Genomic DNA, 20,204 nt, shown 5'->3' with positions numbered 1-20,204 from the left:
TGATCAAGGGGCTGAGCGCCGCTCAGCCCTTTTTTCCAGCTGCGTCGCGCAGCATCTGCCCCATCATCTGCCCGAATTTACCTGAACCGCGCTGATACAGCGCGCCGTCCACGGACAGCACCGTGCCGCTGATATAGCTGGCCATGTCCGAACTGAGAAACAGGCAGGCATTGGCCACGTCCTGCGTGGTCCCCCAGCGCCCAATCGGCACATCGCGGCGCAGGGCCTCTTCGGCATCGGGGGTGGGGGCCAATCGTTTTGCGCCTTCGGTACCTTCGATGAAACCGGGAACGACGGAGTTCACACGGATGCCCTCGACACCCCATTCCATCGACAGTGTCCGGGTGATCTGATCTACACCCGCCTTTGCGGCGCAGACATGGGCCTGTCCTTCATAAGGCAGAAACGACTGCGGGGCTGAGATGTTGATGATGCTGGCTCCGGGACGTTTCAGGTACGGATACGCCCCCTTCATCACATGGATCGTGCCCATCAGGTCAATGTCGATAACTGCCTTGAAGGCATTGATCGACATCTCGGACGCCAGCGCAGGGAAATTGCCCGCGGCACCCGAGACCAGCACGTCGAAATCGCCGAATGCGTCGTGGAACCTCTTCAGACCATCGGCCACTGCGTCGGGGTCCCGCACGTCAAACGCAACGCCGATGGCGTCTTGCGCGCCAGCAGCTTTCAACGCCGCGACCGTGTCATCCACCTTGTCCTGCGAGCGGCTGGCGACGGCCAGCTTGGCCCCCGAGGCCGCAAAGGCCTCGGCAATACCTCGGTTGATGCCACTGGTGCCACCAATGACGATAACGGTTTGTCCTGCGAAATCCATGTAGGCCTCCCTAGTTATCCTCTGCTAGTTTGCGTGATTGTCTCGGCCTACTGCATTCCGTGTTTCTTCAAGAATCGGAAGCACGTGGGTTTCGAAATCCGCTGGTAAAAAAACTCACAGCTACGGAGACCGCCAGCGAGAATACAACAAGACAAGCAAGAGATACCCTTGCGTTCTTACCCACTGGCAATACCAAATCTGATTCTCCGGTCGCGGGAGCCCTACTCGCCGTAGGGCACCCAGATGTTTTTCACTTCGGTCGCAGCCTGCAGGAAGCGGCGGGATTGGTCCACGCCCCAATCAAATGCCGTCGCGTTATTGACCCAGGTCCGTTTCAGGTTCCCGGCCGAGACGACCTCGATCTCTTTCGACAGATCGGTGGACGAGAATGACCAGACCGCGTCCACGTTCAGGTGTGACGCCAGAGGTTTAGCCAGTTCGGCGTGGCTGCCGGTTAGGATGTTGACTACGCCTGCAGGCACGTCCGAGGTTTCCAGGATCTGATAGAAATCGGTGGCTGCCAGCGGATAGGGTTCCGAGGCTACCAGAATTGTCCGGTTGCCCATCGCAATTGCAGGAGCCATGGCCGAGACCAGGCCCAGCAGAGGCGCTTCGTCGGCGCACAAGGCACCGATGACGCCAACGGATTCCTTCATCGCAATCGCAACGCCACGGATTGGAACACCGTGCACCTGACCGTCATATTTGTCAGCCCAGGCGGCGGCGGTGAACAGACGCTGGATCGAGGCTTCAACCTCTTTCGCGCCGTCTTTTCGGCCGGTCATGGCGTCGATACGGGCGGCAAATTCATCGGCACGGGCCGAGAGGTTCTCGCCGATATAATACAGAATCTGCGCCCGCAAATGGCCAGTGGTCTTGGCCCAGCCTTTGGCCCCCGCCGCAGCCTCGACCGCGTTGCGGACGTCTTTGCGGTTGGCAAGGCCCACATGACCCAACAGGCCGGACTTACCCCAGACCGGCTTGGAATAGCCACCGTCGGGCCGTGCTTGTTTGCCACCGACATACATCTTCGCCGTGCGGTCAATCGGATCGACCGGAGAGCCTTCGCCCACAGTGGCTTCGACCTGTGACAGCGGCTTGGATTTGCCCTTGGGCTTGGTGTAGGCCGCCAGCCCTTCCCAGCCGCCTTCGCGGCCAAAACCGCTTTCGCGCACACCGCCAAACCCGGCAGCGGCGTCGAACAGGTTGGTTGCATTCACCCAGACCACACCGGCAACCAATTTGGGTGCGATGTCCAGCGCCAGGTTCACGTTTTCGGTCCACACCGTTGCGGCCAGCCCGTAGCGGGTGTTGTTGGCCAGCTCGACCGCCTCTTCCGGCGTGCGGAACGTGGACGACACTAGCACCGGGCCGAAGATCTCTTCCTGCATCAGCGGATCAGAAGTTTCGAGGCCCGAGATAAGTGTCGGTGGGTAGTAACAGCCATTCGCGGGCAGATCGCAAGCCGCCTGATGGACGTGACCGACCGTATTGCTTTCGACCATGCTCTTGATGGTCTGAAGCTGCACGGGGTCGACAACGGCACCCACGTCGATGCATTTGTCCAACGGGTTGCCAACACGTAAGCCGTCCATCCGAGCGCGCAGTTTGTCGTGGAAGCGATCGGCGATGCCTTCCTGCACCAAAAGGCGCGAGCCCGCACAGCAGACCTGACCCTGATTGAACCAGATCGCGTCGACCAGACCTTCGATGGCGCTGTCGATATCGGCGTCATCAAAAACGATATAGGCGGACTTGCCGCCCAGCTCCAAGGTCAGTTCTTTGTCTGATCCCGCAGTTGCTTCGCGGATACGCCGCCCCACAACAGTCGAGCCGGTAAAGGCGATCTTGTCCACATTTGCGGTCACGATCATCTCACCCACGGCGCCGTCACCAGTAACGATGTTAACCACGCCTTTCGGCAACCCGGCCTGCGAGCAAATGTCGGCAAACAGCAGCGCCGTCAGTGACGTGTATTCTGCCGGCTTTAGAACCACGGTGTTGCCCATCGCCAGCGCCGGAGCGATTTTCCACGCCAGCATCAACAATGGAAAGTTCCACGGGATGATCTGACCGCACACACCCAGCGCCTGCGCGTCGGGCAACTCGCTTTCCATCAACTGCGCCATGCCCGCGTGGTAATAGAAATGCCGCTGGGCCAGAGGGATGTCGATATCGCGTGATTCACGGATCGGCTTGCCGTTGTCGAGGCTTTCCAGCACCGCAAACAGGCGGGAATGCTTCTGCAGCAGGCGCGCAATGGCATAGAGATAACGCGCACGGCCCGCGCCGCCCAGCTTTTCCCATTTCGGTTGCGCTTTACGGGCGGCAGACACGGCAGCATCCACATCGGCCTGTTTCGCCTGTGTAAGCTTGGCCAGCACCTCTCCGGTCGCCGGGTTTCGGCTGTCGAAGCCTTTGCCCGGTTTGGTGAAGGTTCCATCGATATAGTGTCCGAACTTGTCGCCCTGATCGACCAGCCAGGCCAAAGCCTCGGCAGCGCTTTCGGGGGCGGGGCCGTAATCCATGGTCTCGAAAATCTCTTTGACTGTCATTGTTCTTTCCTCAGCCCATGGAGTGACGGTAGCCCGCAGAATACGCGCCGGTGACATAGTGTTCCAACTGCCGCTCGATATCGCCCAGCAGCGACGACGCACCAAAGCGGAATAGGTCAGGTTCCAGCCAGCGGTCTCCTAGCTCGTCCTTGATCAGCGACAGGTAAACCAGCGCGTCCTTGGCTTTGGATATGCCGCCCGCAGGTTTGTACCCGACGCGATACCCAGTGCGGTCATAGTAATCGCGGATCGCACGGATCATCACCAGCGATACGGGCAGGGTGGCGTTGACGCTTTCCTTACCGGTCGAAGTCTTGATGAAATCAGCCCCTGCCATCATGCAGACCAGTGAGGCGCGGGCCACGTTGCGCAGGCTGCCCAGCTCTCCAGTGGCTAGAATGGCTTTGACATGGGCATCGCCACAGGCGACGCGGAAGGCCTTCATCTCTTCATACAAAGCCTGCCAATCACCCGACAGGACGTGACGGCGCGAGATGACGATGTCGATCTCTTCGGCCCCGGCTTTCACGCTTTCTTCGATCTCGGCCACCCGCAGGTGGAACGGGGACAAACCTGCTGGGAAGCCGGTGGATACGGCGGCGACCGGGATGCCGGTGCCTTTCAGCGCGGTCACGGCCGTGTCGATCATGTCGTGATAGACACAGACAGCTCCGGTGGTGATCGGCGGCATGTCCAGCGCCTGCAACACGGTTGCTGCCACCGGTTGCCGAGCCTTGGCGCATAGGCGGCGCACGCGGCCAACCGTGTCGTCACCGGACAAGGTGGTCAGGTCGATCATAGTGACGGCCTTAAGCAACCACGCGGCCTGATGCTCTTTCTTCACCGACCGGCGGCCGGGCAGGGTTGCGGCGCGGCGCTCGATGGCCGAGGTGTTGGCCTGCACCGCGCGCACCCAGTCCAGGTCCAGCTCCATGCCGGGGTTCCGCGGTTCGGTCACTTGCGGCAGATGCGCGGTGCGCACGGGGCTTTCTGAGCTCTGCGTTTCCATATTCACATCCTTTGGGAGGTTTGCGCCAAAATCGCACGGGTTGCGGGTAAATGGAAGGTGTAGACGGCGCGGAGGAGTGGTTTTTTTGACCAAATGGACAAAATTGGCGTTTTCTTGCGACTAATTCGCAATAGTGTTGACTTAGTTGCGAATGGTTCGCATATTCATTCTCAACAGGATACCAAATCGGGGTCGGATATGATTCGTCGCAGCTTTTTTGCAGCCTTGGCATTTGCCGCTGCCTTGCCACTGACGGCATGGGCCGAAGCGCCACTTAAAGTGGTCGCTACCACAGGCATGATCGCCGACGCCGCGCGTCAGGTGGGTGGCGATCAGGTTGAGGTCAAGGGTCTGATGGGTCCCGGCGTCGACCCGCACGCCTATCGCCAAACCCGCAGCGACATCGTGGCCATGACCCGCGCGGACCTGATCCTCTGGCATGGCCTGTATCTGGAGGCCCAGATGGAGGACTTCTTCCACGACCTCGGCCGCAAGCGGGCTGTGGTGGCCGTGGCCGAAGGCGTGGATAAATCCAAGCTGCGCGCCCATGACGATTATGCCGATAAATATGACCCGCACGTCTGGATGAGCCCGGCGCTGTGGCGTGATGTGGTTGTCGAAGTTCAGAACGCCCTGACCGAGGCGCGCCCCGAAGCCGCCGACCTGTTTGCCGCGAATGCGCAGGCGCATCTGGCTGAAATCGACAAGTTGGAGGCTTATGGCAAGCAGGTGCTGGCCGCTGTGCCGGAAAACAATCGCGTGCTGGTGACGGCGCATGACGCCTTTGGCTATTTCGGCGCGGAATACGGCTATGAAGTGCTGGGCATTCAGGGCATCTCGACCCAGTCCGAGGCCGGTCTGAACCGGATCGGTGAGTTGGTAGATACCCTGGTGGACAAGCAACTGACTGCGGTGTTCGTGGAAAGCTCGGTCTCTGACCGCTCGATGCGCGCGTTGATCGAAGGCGCGGCGTCCAAAGACCACGAGGTTGGCGTTGGCGGAGAGCTGTTTTCCGACGCCATGGGCGAACCTGGCACCTACGAGGGCACCTATGTTGGCATGCTGGATCACAACATCACCGTCATTGCCGGGGCGCTGGGCGCGGATGTGCCTGATCGCGGCATGAACGGCAAACTGTCTGCGGGGTTTTGAGTGATGCTGGAACTGGCCGCTGATCAGGGTGTTTCGGTTGCTGAGCACGGCATAACCGAAAGCCCGCTGGCCATTCGGGGTCTGACGGTTTCCTACGGTCAGAAACCGGCGGTGTTCTCGGTGGACATGACCGTGCAGCCCGGCGCGATGACAGCGATCATTGGCCCGAACGGGGCTGGCAAGTCGACGTTATTGAAGGCGGCGCTGGGCATCGTCTCTCCCTTGTCCGGTCAGGTGACGGTATATGGTGAGCCGCTTGAGAAGCAGCGTGCCCACATTGCGTATGTCCCGCAGCGCGCAAGTGTGGATTGGGATTTTCCGACCCGCGTGATCGACGTGGTTCTGATGGGACTGTCCCGGCAACTGGGTCTGTTGGGTCGTGTTCGCGCCCGCCATATGGCGCGCGCGATGGATTGTCTGAACCGGGTCGGCATGCGCGACTTCGCGGACCGCCAGATCGGCCAACTTTCGGGCGGTCAGCAGCAGCGGGTATTTCTGGCCCGCGCGCTGGCGCAAGAGGCGGATATCTATCTGCTGGACGAACCTTTTGCCGGCGTTGATGCAGCTACCGAAAAGGCGATTATCGCGGTGCTGAAATCGCTGAAAGAGGCAGGCAAGACAGTCGTTGTCGTGCATCACGACCTGGCCACCGTTACCGACTATTTCGACCATGTGTTCCTGATCAACACCCGCAAGGTGGCCGAGGGAACCGTGGCCGAAGCGTTCACCGCCGAAACCCTGCAATCCGCTTATGGCGGACGGCTGGCTACGGCACAGATCGACCAGATCTCACGCGCGCTGGGATAAATCATGCTTTGGGATGCTCTGACGCTGCAGCTTGGCTACAACGCCACGCTGGTCGCTATCGGTGCGACCTTGCTGGGCATATCTGCCGGAGTGACCGGCACGTTCCTGTTCCTACGCAAACGTGCGCTGGTCAGCGATGCGATCAGTCATGCGACTCTGCCAGGGGTGTGCCTGGCCTTTATGGCGCTCATCGCCTTTGGCGGTGATGGCCGCAACCTGATCGGCCTGCTGGCCGGGTCTGCGGTGTCAGCCTGGGTTGGCCTGCTGTGCATGAACTGGCTAACCCGTCGAACGCGGCTGGCCGAGGATGCGGCCATAGGCGCAGTTTTGTCGGTTTTCTTCGGCTTGGGCATCGTGCTGCTGACGGTGATTCAAACTATGGGTGTGGGCCGTCAGGCGGGGCTGGAAGGGTTTTTGCTCGGGTCCACCGCCGGGATGCTCTGGGCCGACGCGTTGATTATTGCGGTCGGCGGCGCGGCGACATTGTTGTTAGTGATGATTATCCGCCGCCCGATGACGATGGTGGCTTTCGATCCAGAATATGCCGCGGCGCGCGGGCTGCCGGTCCATCGGATCGATCTTGCGATGATGGGGCTGGTCATGGCGGTCACCGTGGTTGGCCTGAAAATCGTTGGGCTGATCCTGATCGTGGCCCTGCTGATTATCCCGCCTGTGACGGCACGGTTCTGGACGAACCGGTCTGACCGGGTTGTGGCGCTGGCCGGTGTGGTAGGTGGGTTGGCTGGGTATCTGGGCGCAGCGCTGTCAGCCTCGGCCCCCAACTTGCCAACCGGACCGATCATTGTCTTGGTGAGCTTTGGATTTTTCGCCCTGTCCTTGCTGTTTGCGCCGGCCCGTGGCGTTCTGGCTGCGGTGCTGCAACATCTGCGATTCCAGCGCCGGGTGCATATCCGGCAGGGCCTGTTGGCCCTGGCCCAGGACCAGAAAATCTATGAACCGCTGACTCTGCGCCTGCTGCGGCGCGCTGGGCTGGCCCGCGCCGATGGTGTCGCGACCGAGGCCGGGAAAGCCCGTGCCGCCAAGGCCCTGCGTGACGAAAAGCGGTGGGAGGTCGTGCGCGCCGATCAGGCGCACGAAGCGACGGCGGCTTTGTATGATGGGCTGCGCGATATCGAAACAGTACTGACCCGCGATCAGATCGCGGAAGTCGACCGCCGGATCGGCGGCCCGCAGGAGGTGCGATCTTGAGCGGAGCAGAGTTTGTCCCCCTTTCACTGACACCGCTGTTGATCGGCATCTGTGCCGCCGTCGCCTGTGCATTGCCCGGCAACTTTCTGGTGCTGCGCAAACAAGCGTTGATCGGCGACGCGATAAGCCATGTGGTGCTGCCCGGCATCGTCGTGGCCTTCTTGCTTACAGGTGCGATATCGACCTGGCCGATGATGCTGGGCGCGGCGGGTGCTTCGGTGGTGGCTGTCGTGATGATCGAGGCGATCCGGCGGCTGGGCCAGATCGAACCGGGGGCTGCGATGGGGGTCGTCTTTACCACTATGTTCGCAGGGGGCGTGCTGTTGTTGGAACAGACCGACACCTCGACTGTGCATCTGGACGTGGAACACGCGCTTTACGGCAATCTGGAAAGCCTGATCTGGCTGGATGCTGTGGGCTGGTGGTCGCTGCTGGACCTCACGGCTTTGGCGGGTTTGCCACCGGAACTGCCGCGCATTGCGCTGACTCTGGTAGGGGTAAGCCTGTTCATCTGGCTGTTCTGGCGCCCCTTGAAAATCTCAACCTTTGACGAGGGGTTCGCCCGCACCCTGGGTATTCGTACCGGTGCGATGGGTATGGCTTTGGTCATTGTCGCCGCCATTGCCGCCGTGGCCGCCTTCGATGCGGTAGGCTCAATCATTGTGATCGCCATGTTCATCTGCCCGCCCGCCGCTGCCCGCATGATGACCAACCGGCTTGAGGCTCAGATTTCCTGGAGTGTCATTTTCGCGATCTTATCCGCAATTTCCGGCTATGTACTGGCGGGGTATGGGCCGTTGTGGCTGGGTGGTACGGATGCGGTCAGTGCAGCCGGAATGATTGCAACCATGTCCGGTTTGATCCTGGCCTGTGCCGCGTTGTGGGGGCCGTGTCGAACCCGCGCAGGTGCACCCGGAACCGCTTGACACGGCATGTTTCTGCCACTGCGCTCTGCGACCTGTCGGCTGATATTCGCCAAGATGCAAAGAGTTGGCAGAGTTAATAAGCTTCATGTTGATTTTCATGTTACGCCACCGGCCATAGAGAATGAATGACCACCACTCACTTCGGATCGTTCGGACAATCGCGACTAAAATTGCCGCCTACCGGTACCGGCACGGCGCGATTGTTCGAACGCCCCCTCCTTAAAAAATGACCCGCCAAACCAGTGGCAGAATCGCGTGTGCCTGTGCTAGGTCTGGTGGTATGGTGCAGGCAAACCCCAATATCAGCGAAAACCGACCCATAATCCGACAGCTGGATGATGCCGCTATCAACCGTATTGCAGCGGGAGAGGTGGTCGAACGTCCGGCCTCTGCGGTTAAGGAACTGGTGGAAAACGCCATTGATGCAGGATCTACGCGGATTGCCATCGATATCGCTGACGGCGGCAAGACGTTGATTCGCGTCACCGACGATGGCTGCGGGATTTCGGCTGGCGATCTGCCGCTCGCGCTGTCGCGCCATGCGACATCCAAGATCGACGGTTCGGATTTGCTGAACATTCACACATTCGGGTTCCGAGGCGAGGCGCTGCCGTCGCTGGGGGCTGTTGGGCGGCTGACCATCACCAGCCGGGTACCCGGTGAGGACGCAGCCTCGGTCCTTGTAGCTGGCGGAGCGATGGAGGCGGTGAAACCAGCCGCCCTGCGTGCGGGAACAGTTGTGGAACTGCGCGATCTGTTTTTTGCCACACCGGCGCGTCTGAAATTCATGCGCACCGACAGGGCCGAGGCGCAGGCGATCACCGACACGGTCAAACGTCTGGCGATGGCCGAGCCTGCGATTACGTTTACCCTGCGCGACGTGTCGGGCGGGGGCGAGGGGCGCGTGACTTTCCGCGCCGATCGCGAGAATGGCGATCTGTTCGATGCGCTGCACGCCCGTCTGGCCCGCGTGATCGGGCGCGAGTTTGCAGAAAACGCGCTGCAGATCGACGCCACGCGCGACGGTATCCGGCTGTACGGCTATGCCGCGCTGCCAACCTATTCACGCGGCGCGGCAGTGGCGCAGTATCTTTTCGTCAACGGCCGTCCTGTGCGCGACAAAATGCTGACTGGGGCATTACGGGCGGCGTATTTCGATTTCCTCAGCCGCGACCGGCACCCGGCGGCGGCCCTGTTCATCGACTGCGACCCGACGCTGGTGGATGTGAACGTGCATCCGGCGAAATCCGAAGTGCGGTTCCGCGATCCTGGCGTTGCGCGGGGGCTGATCGTCTCGGCCCTGCGGCACGCGCTGGCCGAAGCCGGGCATCGGGCCTCATCGACTGTGGCCAATGCGACCTTGGGCGCGATGCGGCCGGAACCGGCGCAAACGGCCCCGGCGCGGATATATCAAATGGACAGGCCTTCGCCCGCGGCGCGGCAGGCGGCTTATCGGGCGCAAGCGCCAGGCTTTGCGGAGCTATCGCAGGACTACAGTGGCAGTATTGTGGAGCCGACACCTACAATGCCTGTTGCTGAGGAGACACCGGTGGCTGACCTGCCGTTGGGCGCGGCGCGCGGGCAGGTGCACGAGAATTACATCATCGCCCAAACTGCCGATGGCATGGTGATTGTCGACCAGCACGCCGCGCATGAGCGGCTGGTCTATGAGAAACTCAAAACCCAGATGGCCGAGAACGGCGTCGCGGCACAGGCGCTGCTGATCCCTGAGATTGTTGAATTGTCCGATGGCGATTGTGCGCGACTGATGGCCGTGGCTGACGACCTCTCGCGTCTAGGTCTGACGCTGGAACCTTTCGGTGGCGGTGCCATTGCCGTGCGTGAAACCCCGGCCATTCTGGGTGATGTCGATGCCCGTGCGATGATCCTGGATATCCTCGACGAGCTGGCCGATCAGGGCGAAAGCCAGACGGTGCAGGCGAGGATTGAGGCGATCCTCAGCCGGGTGGCCTGTCACGGCTCGGTCCGGTCGGGTCGCCGAATGCGTGCCGAAGAAATGAACGCCCTGCTGCGCGAGATGGAGGCGACGCCCCATTCCGGTCAGTGCAACCACGGGCGGCCGACATATGTGGAATTGAAGTTGAGCGATATCGAACGCCTGTTCGGACGCAGTTGATCCGATGCTCTGACCGGGTTAAAAAGAATAAAACAAGAACATTCGAGGCGACATGATCGAGATTGCTGGCACCCAAGTTGCATTGAATGACCCCATTGTCCTGATCGCGGGCGCGGTGGTGGCTCTGATCTTGCTGCTACTGTTTCTCTCGCTGCGGGCGGCCAACCGCTCGGCCCGGATGGCGGAACCTCTGGCACGGCAGATGGCCCATCTGGGCCAGAACGTACAGCAATTGGGGCAGGGGCAGGAACAATTGCGTGGTGGTTTGCAGCATGTCTCGGACACGCAGGCCAATGCGCAGGTGCAGGTTATCCAGACGGTTGAATCCCGTCTGTCCTCGGTGCAGCAGCAGATGAATGACCGGCTGGCGGACAATGCGATGAAGTCCGCGCGGGCGCTGGCCGAAATGCAGGAACGAATGAAGGAATCGCTGCATGGATCGTCGAAACAGACTGCGACCTCGCTGACGCAATTGCAGGAACGTCTGGCGGCCATCGACAAGGCGCAGGACAATATCACCAAATTGTCGGGCGACGTACTGTCGCTGCAGGACATCCTGTCGAACAAGCAGACGCGTGGGGCGTTTGGTGAGATTCAGTTGAACGATATTGTCTCCAAGGCGTTGCCATCGGACAGTTTCCAACTGCAGGCGACGCTGTCGAACGGACGTCGCGCCGATTGTCTGATCCATCTGCCGAACCCGCCGGGGCCAATTGTGATCGACAGTAAATTCCCGTTGGAAGCCTATGAGGCGCTGATCGGGTCCACCAATGACATGGAGCTCAAAGCCGCCGTGCAGATGTTCCGCAGCACGGTGCGCAAGCACATCACCGATATCTCTGAAAAGTACATCCTCGACGGTGAAACCGCTGACGGCGCGCTGATGTTCCTGCCGTCTGAAGCCGTCTATGCCGAACTGCACGCCAAGTTCCCTGAGCTGGTGCAGGAGAGTTTCAGTAAACGCGTCTGGATTGTCTCGCCGACCACCTGCATGGCGACGCTGAACACGATGCGGGCTATCCTGAAAGACGCCCGGATGCGCGAACAGGCGGGGGCAATCCGCAAGGAACTGGGCATGCTGCACAAGGATGTGGAGCGTCTGGGGGACCGTGTCTCGAACCTCGATCGGCATTTCGGGCAGGCGGCCAAGGATATCTCGGAAATCAAGATCAGTGCCGAAAAGGCCGGGCGTCGGGCTCAACGGCTCGACAATTTCGATTTCGAGGAACTGGCCCCGGACGAGCATCCCAACGTGGTGCCGTTGGGCAAAACCGAAGGCTAGATCCTATTGGATCGACAGGTCCAGATTGTATCCGACCGTTTTGCCGGTATCCCGGTCATTTCCCATCAGATAGACGCGGATCGTGTAGTCTCCGTCCTCTGGCAGGTCGATCCGGGCAGTATTGCCGTTGATCGAGCTAATATAGATCGCCTCACCGTCGCTGCCCGGTGGCAGGATGTTGAAATAAATCACGCCATTGCCATTGGTGTCGCTGACCTGGAGGTCGGCAAACATTTCCTGCCCGGCCTGCGCGCCCAGTGTGTAGTCGAAATATTCGTCACCGGTGATTGTTCCGCTGACCATTGTGCCGAAATTGCCGGGCTCGAACTTCACGTCGGCCACGCGTTGCGCCCAAGCAGAGCATGCAATTCCACTCAACAAGGCACACAGGATCAGAAGGGGTCTCATCAGTCACTCCCGGATGGTCTGAATGAACGAGCAGTGTAACACGGAATGCCTCAGATGCGCAGGAAAGGCTGGAACAGGCGCGGCATTAGTTTGGTGAACTTCAGCGGGGCGTCGGTGACAGCCAGACATATACAATCCTCGGTGATGTCGGCAGTTGGGGTGTGATGCAGGCTTTCGTCGGCAATCTCGACATCACCCCGCGCGAAGTGGTCGACCTCATCCGAGAATGCGCCTTGCAGCACCATGGTCAGCTCCATTCCGTTGTGACTGTGATCGGGAACGGCGGCACCGGCCGGAATAAACAGTAGACGCGCTGTGGCTTCGTGCGTGGTTGGCAGGATGGCCTGTTTCACGCCCATACCGACGGATCGCCACTTGATGGCGTTTACATCGCCGCCCACATAATCCTGCAGCGGTTTTGGCAGAACCGCACATCCCGGAAGCGCAGGTTTGGTAATCGGGGAACCTTGGGCGATCAGCGCCATGGTTGCGGCGAGTGAGCCGTCGCTCATTGCGGTGGACGTATCCTGATCCTGCAACACACAACCGCCCACGGCGTCAAAGCTTTCTGCCCGGGCGCGGCAATGATCACACAGGGACAGATGCGTCGCGACCATCAGGTCAAACGCTTCGGGCAGGCTGCCGGCGGCATAGGCCATAAGCAGGTCGTCCGTGAGGTGATGTTTTATCGTTTCGCTCATCGTCTTCATCTCAATTCATCGCGTGGCGCAAGCGGTCCAGCGCCAACCGTATCCGTGATTTGATCGTTCCCAGCGGCAATCCGGTCCGAGACGCAATCTCGCGGTGGCTCAGGTCTCCAAAATATGCCTGTTCGATCAGGTCTCGTTGCGCCTCGGGCAATGCTGTCAGTGCTGCACGCAACTGCGCAGATTCCTGTTGCAGGGCCAGTACATCGTCCTGATCCGGTTCCGCCTCGGGGCCCCAACCCAAGTCTTCGGGCTCGGGGCGGCGTTGCCTGCGCAAGACATCGATGCGCTTGTTTCGAGCGATCGTAAATACCCAGGTGGCAACAGACGCCCGTGTGGGATCGAACAGATGGGCCTTGTGCCACAAGGTGGCCATCACCTCTTGCGCGCACTCCTCGGCCAGAGCTGCATCGGACCCCGACTTGATCAAGAAGGCCTTGATCCGTGGCGCGAAATACTGGAACAGCTCGGCAAAGGCCGCCTGATCCTGCGCGTCCCGAATACGCCTGACGTGGCCAACCCACTCGGCCTTGGTCTCGCAACTGCCTTCCGCTTTGTTCACCGGTTTGCCCCTGATGCGTTTTGTTGCGCGCCAAGCTTTGAGTGCGGGCCCTTCGGCCACCGGTTCATCCAAGGTCGCGGTATCGATCTCGGTAAACATAACCACATTACGCAGAGCGGCCCAAGACGGATCACTTTATTCCCTTATTTTTGATCCAAGCTGTGCCAAACATCGTATCATCTGGTGCAACCAGATGAGAAAAAGAATGCGAATTGAACGATTTGCAGACAGAGTGGGAATGGTGACGTGAACAGGATTGACCACATAGCGGGCCACACCTTTCACGGGCGTAAGGGTGCCATTCAGAACGCCTTTCGCTATTCCATAGACTACATTCTGCTGGAGCCGGAGGGCTGTCCTGACACACCTGCGCTGTTTTCAGTCAACCGGGCCAACGTCGTGAACTGGCGTGACTGCGATCATGGTGGGGCACCAGGGCAGGGGCGTGGTGCGGCGTGGCTGCGCGAACATTTCGATAAAATGGGCGTGGCCCAACCGGACCATATAACCCTGCTGACGCAGCCGCGTGTGTTCGGCCATGTGTTCAATCCGGTCAGCTTCTGGTTCTGTTTCGATGCGCAGGCCCAGCTTTACGCGGTGGTGGCCGAGGTCACCAATACATATGGTACGCGCCACAGTTACCTGTGCCACAATCCCAACTTTGCACCAATCCAGCCTTCGGACCGAATTGTGGCGCACAAACTGATGCATGTCTCGCCGTTTCAGAAGATCGAGGGGACTTACACCTTCCGCTTCGACTATCGCCCGGATCGGGTAGGCGTCTGGATCGACTATGGTCGTGCGGACGGCGGTTTGGTCGCGACACTGACCGGTACGCGGGCAACGCTGACCAACCGTGTCATTCTGTGGTCTTTGCTGCGCCGCCCTTTCGGTGCGCGCCGTGCGTTTGTCCTGATCCTGTGGCAAGCGCTGAAGCTGTGGGTCAAGAAAGCCCGGTTCCGCCCATTTCGCACTGCCCCCGTCCCCGATCACCAGATTTCCCGCATCCGCGAGCCCTGAGCGGGGTTTGTTTGCGTAAGATCAAAGACGCAGGCCGATCAGAGTGTTTGTGGTAGACTGGAAACCGCGAACACGAGGAGTTGGATCATGTTGGAAATCTCGGCAAGAAAAATCGCTCAGGTTGCCATGATGGGGCGCGAGCTGGACCGGGCCGAGGGCGAACTGCGCGCCTTTATCGATCGGATGGGCGAAGACGAGCAGGCCGAACTGGTCGCCGTCATGTGGGTTGGGCGCGAAAGCTTTTTCGCCGAAGATTTGGCCGAAGCAATCGCCACTGCCAAGTCCGAAGCCTCAACACCCTGCGCGGACTATCTGATCGGCACGCCGCACCTTTCGGATCACCTCGAAAACGGATTGGATGCGCTGGGCATTTCCGCCGAGGATGTGGAAAACGATCTGATGTAGGCTCAATGAACAGCCGCCAAGGGCATAGACAATTGACGCTGGGCGCGGCTACGATGAGGTTTAGTAAACCTTTGAATGTTCAATGAAATCAGATCCTCCAATTGTCACCATTAAAAGCAAACTGCCTTTCAGCCGGGTGGTGGCGATTTGTGTTCTGGTGCTCTCGGTGCCGGTGCTCTACGAGCAGAAACTGCGTCGGGACGTCCTTGTCGAATGCAGCAATTTCAACGCCCCTGAAACTGCGCTGAAGGCCTGTGCTCGGCTTCAATCAAGTCAGGACGATCTGAGTGCAGCGACACTTTCGCTGATCCATCGGCACCGCATGCGGGCTTATTTGTTGAAGCAGGAAACCGACGCGGCCCTACATGAGGCCGGTTTGGCCTTCGCCGCGGATCCCGACAGCGAAGTGCCGCTGCAATGGAAGGCTTGGATTTATCTGCGTGGCGGCGACTATCCGGCCGCATTGCGCACGATTGAACAGGCGCTGGTGGTGGCACCCGACAACGCCTACTCGGTGAAAATGAGAGACTATCTTTCGCGGATCGTCATCGAGTCGTGACAAAATTAAGCAGAGTTAACCTAACACTCCGGTCACGTTAATCCTGACCCCTTTAGTCTGTTTTGCAACGACAAACGCAATTCAGAATTAGAGGAGAAAGTCATGGCATATGCACACACAGCAACACCGCAAAAGGGGCTCTTCTTCGGTATGTTCTCAAACTATGCCGAGGCAAGGGTGGAACACTTCCGCCGTCGGCTCGTCGCTCAAACCGCTGGGAAACTGGCACGGCTTAGCGACAGGCAATTGGCTGACATCGGCATTGATCGCAGTGAGATCAACAGACGCGCTTATGAGAGCGTTTATCACGGTGAACCCTATCAGCAAGATGTTCAGTAACACGCGGTTCCTGAAACACGATATGGAGGAGAATATGCTGGATTTTAAACCCCGCCGGGACATACCGGTAAGCGCCAGTTCCGTGCTGCTGTTCGATCGCGCCATGCGGTTGCAAGCCATTCGTTCGGATATCGTGCGCGCTGCGCAGGAGTTGAACCGCCTGAGCGATCAGGACCTCGCCGAGCTGGGCATCAACCGTAGCGACATCGACCAGACGATCGAGCGCTATATCTGATGGGTCGTAAGTTGGAACTTACACCGGGTGAGAAACGTTAAAGCCATTCCGAATACCCGGAATGGCTTTTTCATTCTGAAGCCAACGGCGCTCAGGCGGAGTGATCCACCACTTGTAAATGTTGGGCCAGTTTATCGATCTCAGCCATCCAGCCCTGCACCAGTTTCGGATCGCTTGGGGCTGCGTGGACGCCTGCCGGGATGGCCCGGTTCAGGACGGCCTCGACGGCCAGTGAGACCGGGATGGATACCAGCCGCGCCATGGCGGTGCCGCGTTCGTCGCCCCAGGCGTCCATTACATAGGTCTTGTGCCAGGTTTCGACACCGTCCTTTTCCGCCTTAAGCCCGACGCACAGAACCACGCGGTCCGGCTCGCCTTCGTCATAGGCGTTCTCATTCCAGAATTGATCCGACATCTCTTTCAGCCGCGCGTCGCCTTCGGGGCCGGACAGGGTCTCGATCTCGGAGAACACATCCGACCACGCGTCCGCCCAGCCATTCAGGCGCAGAGTGCCGCGGACGAACTCCTTAACCTTCCAGTGATCCTCGAAATGGTATTGCTCCATGAAGGGGATCGAGTCGCGGTTGGGGTAGACCTCAAAGCGTTCCGGTGTCTGCAAAGGGGCGATATAACTGCTAATCGCATCCCACGGACGGGCCACATCGAGCGGTACGTAATTACGGATCGACCGGGATGGTGAGCGCAGCGCCTTCAGAACCCCCAGCGGTGACCAGCTGAATTTGTATCGGAATGGATTGGAGTTCTTGGGGATGCCACCGCAATAGGAGATAAAGCTCAGGTGATTATCCGGGTCAAACGCATCCGAGGCGCGATAGTCGTCAACCAGTGCGTGCGCCATCAGGTGGTCGATGCCCGGATCCAGTCCGACCTCGTTGACCAACGCCACACCGGCGTCGCGCGCTTTGTCGTTCAGCGCACGCATCTCGGGCGCGATGTAGGAAGATGAGACGAAGTTGGCCTCTTTCGAAATCGCCAGCTCCGCCAGCGGCACGTGCCAGTCGCCCGGTAGCATCGAGACGATCACGTCACCCTTTTCCAGCACTGCGCCAAGCGCCTCGATGTCGAAGGCGCGGATATCGTCGGTCAGGTCGCCAACTTCGGATTTGGCCTTTTCAACCGTCCGGTTCCTGACGGTGACTTTTTGCCCGCCCTCAATCAGGCGACGCAGGCCGGGGATAGCCGACAAGCCAGTGCCACACCAATGAATCGTCATCTCTCAGACCCCTTCGATATGTGTGTTGTAGGTCGCTGCTGCCCGCCCCCAGACGCCAGAGTCCAGATCGGTCAGGGTCAGCAGCGAGGGCAGCAATTGTGCCGCGTAGTCTTCCGAGCTTTCGACCGGAAGCATCGACGGCAGGTTGTCGATGGCCATCACGTCCATCACCGGATCGGTTGCCACGCGCAGGGCGGGGGCGTCCCAAGTGGTCGCACGGTCATAGACCGGCACCGGGTTGTAATCACTGTCGGGGTCGCAAGCCACATCGCCGATGGCGGTGAGGTTGCGCGGGGCTGCCAGAGCCTCTTTCGGGACAAAGACCGGGGTACCGGGGCGCGCGAAAATGCAGTTCAGGAACAGGTCGTGGTCAAGGATTTCAGGAAACGGCCCGCCGCTGGAGGTTTCCGCCATATCCCATTTGGTGACGGCAACTCCCATCGCCTCGCACAGGTCCGCAGCTCCAGTGCCCACACGGCCTAATGCGCCGATGACAATGGCGCGGGGGCGGTCGCTGCCGGTGGCGTCCAACTCGGCCAGCAACTCGGTATTCAGCGCGTCTTTGCTGGGATAGACCCCCACCGGTGGGCATTCCTGACCGCGTTGCTGCGCCGCCCATGTTTTTAGTGTGACCGCAGCACCGGCATAGCCTGCCCAATAGCCAAAGGCAGCAACCCGGCGACCATTTTCACCCACCAGATATTCCAGATCATACAGCGTTCCACCCCCGGTTTTGAACCGCTCCAGCAGGGCACGGCCGGAATGCTGCCCCTTATAGGCGTGGCCGAACATGATGTGGCGATGAGGCAGCGGTGTGCCATCCTCGGGCAGTTCCTTGAGACCGAAGATGATCGCGTCCAGTGGGGCTTCGGGCCACGAATTTTCAACGGCAATCTCGCAACCGGCCTCCTTGTAGCCGTCTAACGGGATGGCACGCACCGCGCTTACCTCGACCGTGACGCGGATGCCCGCAGCGATCAGAGCCGCTGCACCCTCGGGGGTCAGTCCAACCCGCTCTTCGTTCGGGCGCTGTTCAGCCCGGACCCAGAGATGTGTCATCGTATTTCCTTTTGTCAGAGCATTCCGGCGGCGCGCACAGCCTGTACCGAAGCACGTGCCTCCATCGCCTCACGGAAGGCAAGAATTTTGGGATAGGCCGAAACGTCCACACCGTCCCCTTCCAGCCATGTGCAGACCACATACAGATAAGTGTCAGCCAGCGAGATCGCCTCGCCCAGCACAAACGGACCGCGCAACCCGTTCGAAATGATATAGTCGCAAGAGGCGGTCATGGTCTGCGGAACCTTGTCCGTCATGTCTTTCCAGCTTGATTTCTTGTCAGCCCAACGAGCCCCACGCAGTTTGTGTGCGTGGTTCACATGCATGGTCGAAGCCAGGTAATACATCACCTCCCGCATCCGGGTTGCCAGAATCGGGTCGTCAGGGATCAGCCGGGCTTCGGGCGCCTTGGCTGCGATGTATTCAAGCAGTGCGCCAGTTTCGGTCAGTATGCCGCCATCGACCGCCAATGCCGGTACGCGGCCCTTGGGGTTGATCTGCTTGTAGGCTGGTTTGGTCTGTTCCCCGTCTGCAAAATCCAGACGGATAGCTTCGTACTCCAGCCCGGCTTCTTCCAGTGCGATGGCAACGGCGATCGAGATGGTATTGGGAGCATAGTAGAGTTGCATCAAGAGGCCTCCGGGACCGGGTTACAAATGGGTCTGCGCGAATTGCCGGTCCGGTGCTTCCAGATGGGGAACAGCGTTGAACAGAACCGGGCTCAGCTGTGCCCCGATTGGGTGCAGACGATGCATTGACGTGTTCATGATGGCAAGGGCCACCCGTGCCATGGCTGGGATGTCCAGCCCCATCGCTTGCCGGACGACCATCGAGATCAAGCCGCCGGACGTGACCACGATGGCAGGCCCGCCTTCGGTACCAATGTCACGCAAAGCGTCCGAGACGCGGGTTTCGAAATCCTCGAAGGTTTCCGGTGTGTCCTCGATCTCGCCTTGCGCCCATGCAGAAAATGTGCGGGGCAGGTGCTCTACGAATTCCTCGCGGTCAACTGGGATCGCTACGCCATGCTGTTCTTCGAACAATTTGGCGAGGGTGAAATACTCGATCTCATTCAGGCGCGGATCCCGTATGGGATCGGATAACCCCATGCTGGCTGCGGTTTCGGCGTGCCGGACCAGCGTGCCGCAATAGACGCGTGGATGATGCGCCCGTGTATCCAGCAGATGCGCGCCCAGCCAGCGCGCTTGTTGATGGCCCAGATCGCTGAGCTTGTCATAGTTCTCTTCATCACGCGCAGCGGTATTGGCCTGGCCGTGACGAACCAGTGTAATATGTGACATGGTGGTCCCTCTTGGGCGAAGTCTTAGGGCAGGTTTCCAGCAGGGGCCAGAGGCCTTTGGTGGGCTTCCGGCAAATTCAGGCCCAAGGGGTGTTCGATTTTTCTGGTGGTGCGGTGCCCTCGGATTTCCATCGTGTTGCATAACAGGGAAAAGTTTCCTATAGGATACAAGATCGTCGCATGCAGCGGTATACCCTATTTCGGAAGTGACTTGGAAATCAGATGTTCGGCACCGATTCATCCCTGTTGACTCGTGAACCCGTCCCGGGAACCTTGGTGGCGAAAGACTTTCGTGCAGAGCGTCCATCGCAGCATGTGCAACTACTTTTGAGAACGGCATAAGAAAGGTCCCGGACATGACCGATATTCGACGCACTCCGTTGTATGACTTGCACGTTGAGTTGGGTGGCAAGATGGTTGATTTTGCTGGGTGGGAGATGCCTGTTCAGTATCCGCTGGGG

At 59.7% G+C, this 20,204-nt stretch carries 21 protein-coding genes; 11 read left to right on the top strand and 10 right to left on the bottom strand.

Annotated features, from left to right (window positions below; translation table 11 throughout):
• Window positions 1-22: 22 nt before the first annotated feature.
• The 3 genes from ACR0IY_RS10145 to deoC all read right to left on the bottom strand — a co-directional run bounded on the left by ACR0IY_RS10145 (window position 23) and on the right by deoC (window position 4,402).
• Complete coding sequence (locus ACR0IY_RS10145; protein ID WP_480672834.1) at window positions 23-838, bottom strand: SDR family oxidoreductase; 816 nt, start codon at window positions 836-838, stop codon at window positions 23-25.
• A 221-nt stretch (window positions 839-1,059) separates the two neighbouring features.
• Window positions 1,060-3,393: an aldehyde dehydrogenase family protein gene (locus ACR0IY_RS10140; protein WP_480672832.1), complete on the bottom strand. Its 2,334-nt coding sequence runs from the start codon at window positions 3,391-3,393 to the stop codon at window positions 1,060-1,062.
• Window positions 3,394-3,403: 10 nt separating this feature from the next.
• Window positions 3,404-4,402: a deoxyribose-phosphate aldolase gene (gene deoC, locus ACR0IY_RS10135; RefSeq protein WP_480672830.1), complete on the bottom strand. Its 999-nt coding sequence runs from the start codon at window positions 4,400-4,402 to the stop codon at window positions 3,404-3,406.
• A 198-nt stretch (window positions 4,403-4,600) separates the two neighbouring features.
• Here deoC and ACR0IY_RS10130 point away from each other — a divergent pair, with 198 nt between their 5' ends.
• The 6 genes from ACR0IY_RS10130 to ACR0IY_RS10105 all read left to right on the top strand — a co-directional run bounded on the left by ACR0IY_RS10130 (window position 4,601) and on the right by ACR0IY_RS10105 (window position 11,915).
• Window positions 4,601-5,554 carry a metal ABC transporter solute-binding protein, Zn/Mn family gene (locus tag ACR0IY_RS10130; protein ID WP_480672828.1) on the top strand — a complete coding sequence of 318 codons (954 nt, stop codon included), beginning with the start codon at window positions 4,601-4,603 and terminating at the stop codon, window positions 5,552-5,554.
• 3 nt (window positions 5,555-5,557) lie between these two features.
• Complete coding sequence (locus ACR0IY_RS10125) at window positions 5,558-6,361, top strand: metal ABC transporter ATP-binding protein (RefSeq protein WP_480673515.1); 804 nt, start codon at window positions 5,558-5,560, stop codon at window positions 6,359-6,361.
• 3 nt (window positions 6,362-6,364) lie between these two features.
• Window positions 6,365-7,570, top strand: a complete 1,206-nt coding sequence (locus ACR0IY_RS10120; RefSeq protein WP_480672826.1) for a metal ABC transporter permease — start codon at window positions 6,365-6,367, stop codon at window positions 7,568-7,570.
• Window positions 7,567-8,496: a metal ABC transporter permease gene (locus ACR0IY_RS10115; RefSeq protein WP_480672824.1), complete on the top strand. Its 930-nt coding sequence runs from the start codon at window positions 7,567-7,569 to the stop codon at window positions 8,494-8,496. Before ACR0IY_RS10120 ends, ACR0IY_RS10115 begins: the two co-directional genes overlap by 4 nt.
• Window positions 8,497-8,776: 280 nt before the next feature.
• Window positions 8,777-10,633: a DNA mismatch repair endonuclease MutL gene (gene mutL, locus ACR0IY_RS10110; RefSeq protein ID WP_480672822.1), complete on the top strand. Its 1,857-nt coding sequence runs from the start codon at window positions 8,777-8,779 to the stop codon at window positions 10,631-10,633.
• Between the two features lie 52 nt (window positions 10,634-10,685).
• Window positions 10,686-11,915: a DNA recombination protein RmuC gene (locus tag ACR0IY_RS10105; RefSeq protein ID WP_480672820.1), complete on the top strand. Its 1,230-nt coding sequence runs from the start codon at window positions 10,686-10,688 to the stop codon at window positions 11,913-11,915.
• Window positions 11,916-11,918: 3 nt separating this feature from the next.
• On the opposite strand, the gene ACR0IY_RS10100 is transcribed toward ACR0IY_RS10105, so the two are convergent.
• From ACR0IY_RS10100 to ACR0IY_RS10090, 3 genes are read right to left on the bottom strand one after another with little or no spacing between them, the layout of a single operon-like run.
• Window positions 11,919-12,323, bottom strand: a complete 405-nt coding sequence (locus tag ACR0IY_RS10100; RefSeq protein ID WP_480672818.1) for a hypothetical protein — start codon at window positions 12,321-12,323, stop codon at window positions 11,919-11,921.
• A gap of 50 nt (window positions 12,324-12,373) precedes the next feature.
• Window positions 12,374-13,024 carry a ChrR family anti-sigma-E factor gene (locus ACR0IY_RS10095; protein WP_480672816.1) on the bottom strand — a complete coding sequence of 217 codons (651 nt, stop codon included), beginning with the start codon at window positions 13,022-13,024 and terminating at the stop codon, window positions 12,374-12,376.
• Window positions 13,025-13,034: 10 nt separating this feature from the next.
• Window positions 13,035-13,691 (bottom strand): sigma-70 family RNA polymerase sigma factor, encoded by a 657-nt coding sequence (locus ACR0IY_RS10090; RefSeq protein ID WP_480672814.1) that lies wholly within the window; start codon window positions 13,689-13,691, stop codon window positions 13,035-13,037.
• 147 nt (window positions 13,692-13,838) lie between these two features.
• Here ACR0IY_RS10090 and ACR0IY_RS10085 point away from each other — a divergent pair, with 147 nt between their 5' ends.
• The 5 genes from ACR0IY_RS10085 to ACR0IY_RS10065 all read left to right on the top strand — a co-directional run bounded on the left by ACR0IY_RS10085 (window position 13,839) and on the right by ACR0IY_RS10065 (window position 16,150).
• A complete protein-coding gene (locus ACR0IY_RS10085) occupies window positions 13,839-14,612 on the top strand; it encodes a DUF1365 domain-containing protein (protein WP_480672812.1) in 774 nt (257 codons plus the stop codon).
• Window positions 14,613-14,699: 87 nt separating this feature from the next.
• Window positions 14,700-15,017 carry a DUF3775 domain-containing protein gene (locus ACR0IY_RS10080; RefSeq protein ID WP_480672810.1) on the top strand — a complete coding sequence of 106 codons (318 nt, stop codon included), beginning with the start codon at window positions 14,700-14,702 and terminating at the stop codon, window positions 15,015-15,017.
• Window positions 15,018-15,099: 82 nt separating this feature from the next.
• Window positions 15,100-15,576 (top strand): tetratricopeptide repeat protein, encoded by a 477-nt coding sequence (locus ACR0IY_RS10075; RefSeq protein WP_480672808.1) that lies wholly within the window; start codon window positions 15,100-15,102, stop codon window positions 15,574-15,576.
• Window positions 15,577-15,678: 102 nt separating this feature from the next.
• The gene (locus ACR0IY_RS10070; RefSeq protein WP_480672806.1) at window positions 15,679-15,915 is read left to right on the top strand and encodes a DUF1127 domain-containing protein; all 237 of its coding nucleotides are present in this window, start codon (window positions 15,679-15,681) and stop codon (window positions 15,913-15,915) included.
• Window positions 15,916-15,949: 34 nt separating this feature from the next.
• Window positions 15,950-16,150, top strand: coding sequence for a DUF1127 domain-containing protein (locus tag ACR0IY_RS10065; RefSeq protein WP_480672804.1), 201 nt, complete (start codon window positions 15,950-15,952; stop codon window positions 16,148-16,150).
• Window positions 16,151-16,241: 91 nt separating this feature from the next.
• Here ACR0IY_RS10065 and ACR0IY_RS10060 read toward each other — a convergent pair whose 3' ends face one another.
• From ACR0IY_RS10060 to ACR0IY_RS10045, 4 genes are read right to left on the bottom strand one after another with little or no spacing between them, the layout of a single operon-like run.
• Window positions 16,242-17,384, bottom strand: coding sequence for a saccharopine dehydrogenase family protein (locus tag ACR0IY_RS10060; protein WP_480672802.1), 1,143 nt, complete (start codon window positions 17,382-17,384; stop codon window positions 16,242-16,244).
• Window positions 17,385-17,387: 3 nt separating this feature from the next.
• Window positions 17,388-18,443: a saccharopine dehydrogenase gene (locus tag ACR0IY_RS10055; protein WP_480672800.1), complete on the bottom strand. Its 1,056-nt coding sequence runs from the start codon at window positions 18,441-18,443 to the stop codon at window positions 17,388-17,390.
• Window positions 18,444-18,457: 14 nt separating this feature from the next.
• Complete coding sequence (locus tag ACR0IY_RS10050; protein WP_480672798.1) at window positions 18,458-19,072, bottom strand: glutathione S-transferase family protein; 615 nt, start codon at window positions 19,070-19,072, stop codon at window positions 18,458-18,460.
• 21 nt (window positions 19,073-19,093) lie between these two features.
• Window positions 19,094-19,744, bottom strand: a complete 651-nt coding sequence (locus ACR0IY_RS10045) for a histidine phosphatase family protein (RefSeq protein ID WP_480672796.1) — start codon at window positions 19,742-19,744, stop codon at window positions 19,094-19,096.
• Window positions 19,745-20,204 lie beyond the last annotated feature (460 nt).

This window comes from Ruegeria sp. BC1 (assembly GCF_056539305.1).
Note: the sequence above shows the minus strand (reverse complement) of the source record. Positions and strands in the feature narration are given on the sequence as shown.

What these genes read in the sequence shown, in the direction of transcription:
- ACR0IY_RS10145 (WP_480672834.1), bottom strand. Translation starts at nt 838, where the DNA reads ATGGATTTCGCAGGACAAACCGTTATCGTCATTGGTGGCACCAGTGGC.
- ACR0IY_RS10140 (WP_480672832.1), bottom strand. Translation starts at nt 3,393, where the DNA reads ATGACAGTCAAAGAGATTTTCGAGACCATGGATTACGGCCCCGCCCCC.
- deoC (WP_480672830.1), bottom strand. Translation starts at nt 4,402, where the DNA reads ATGGAAACGCAGAGCTCAGAAAGCCCCGTGCGCACCGCGCATCTGCCG.
- ACR0IY_RS10130 (WP_480672828.1), top strand. Translation starts at nt 4,601, where the DNA reads ATGATTCGTCGCAGCTTTTTTGCAGCCTTGGCATTTGCCGCTGCCTTG.
- ACR0IY_RS10125 (WP_480673515.1), top strand. Translation starts at nt 5,558, where the DNA reads ATGCTGGAACTGGCCGCTGATCAGGGTGTTTCGGTTGCTGAGCACGGC.
- ACR0IY_RS10120 (WP_480672826.1), top strand. Translation starts at nt 6,365, where the DNA reads ATGCTTTGGGATGCTCTGACGCTGCAGCTTGGCTACAACGCCACGCTG.
- mutL (WP_480672822.1), top strand. Translation starts at nt 8,777, where the DNA reads ATGGTGCAGGCAAACCCCAATATCAGCGAAAACCGACCCATAATCCGA.
- ACR0IY_RS10105 (WP_480672820.1), top strand. Translation starts at nt 10,686, where the DNA reads ATGATCGAGATTGCTGGCACCCAAGTTGCATTGAATGACCCCATTGTC.
- ACR0IY_RS10100 (WP_480672818.1), bottom strand. Translation starts at nt 12,323, where the DNA reads ATGAGACCCCTTCTGATCCTGTGTGCCTTGTTGAGTGGAATTGCATGC.
- ACR0IY_RS10095 (WP_480672816.1), bottom strand. Translation starts at nt 13,024, where the DNA reads ATGAGCGAAACGATAAAACATCACCTCACGGACGACCTGCTTATGGCC.
- ACR0IY_RS10090 (WP_480672814.1), bottom strand. Translation starts at nt 13,691, where the DNA reads ATGTTTACCGAGATCGATACCGCGACCTTGGATGAACCGGTGGCCGAA.
- ACR0IY_RS10080 (WP_480672810.1), top strand. Translation starts at nt 14,700, where the DNA reads ATGTTGGAAATCTCGGCAAGAAAAATCGCTCAGGTTGCCATGATGGGG.
- ACR0IY_RS10075 (WP_480672808.1), top strand. Translation starts at nt 15,100, where the DNA reads ATGAAATCAGATCCTCCAATTGTCACCATTAAAAGCAAACTGCCTTTC.
- ACR0IY_RS10070 (WP_480672806.1), top strand. Translation starts at nt 15,679, where the DNA reads ATGGCATATGCACACACAGCAACACCGCAAAAGGGGCTCTTCTTCGGT.
- ACR0IY_RS10065 (WP_480672804.1), top strand. Translation starts at nt 15,950, where the DNA reads ATGCTGGATTTTAAACCCCGCCGGGACATACCGGTAAGCGCCAGTTCC.
- ACR0IY_RS10060 (WP_480672802.1), bottom strand. Translation starts at nt 17,384, where the DNA reads ATGACGATTCATTGGTGTGGCACTGGCTTGTCGGCTATCCCCGGCCTG.
- ACR0IY_RS10055 (WP_480672800.1), bottom strand. Translation starts at nt 18,443, where the DNA reads ATGACACATCTCTGGGTCCGGGCTGAACAGCGCCCGAACGAAGAGCGG.
- ACR0IY_RS10050 (WP_480672798.1), bottom strand. Translation starts at nt 19,072, where the DNA reads ATGCAACTCTACTATGCTCCCAATACCATCTCGATCGCCGTTGCCATC.
- ACR0IY_RS10045 (WP_480672796.1), bottom strand. Translation starts at nt 19,744, where the DNA reads ATGTCACATATTACACTGGTTCGTCACGGCCAGGCCAATACCGCTGCG.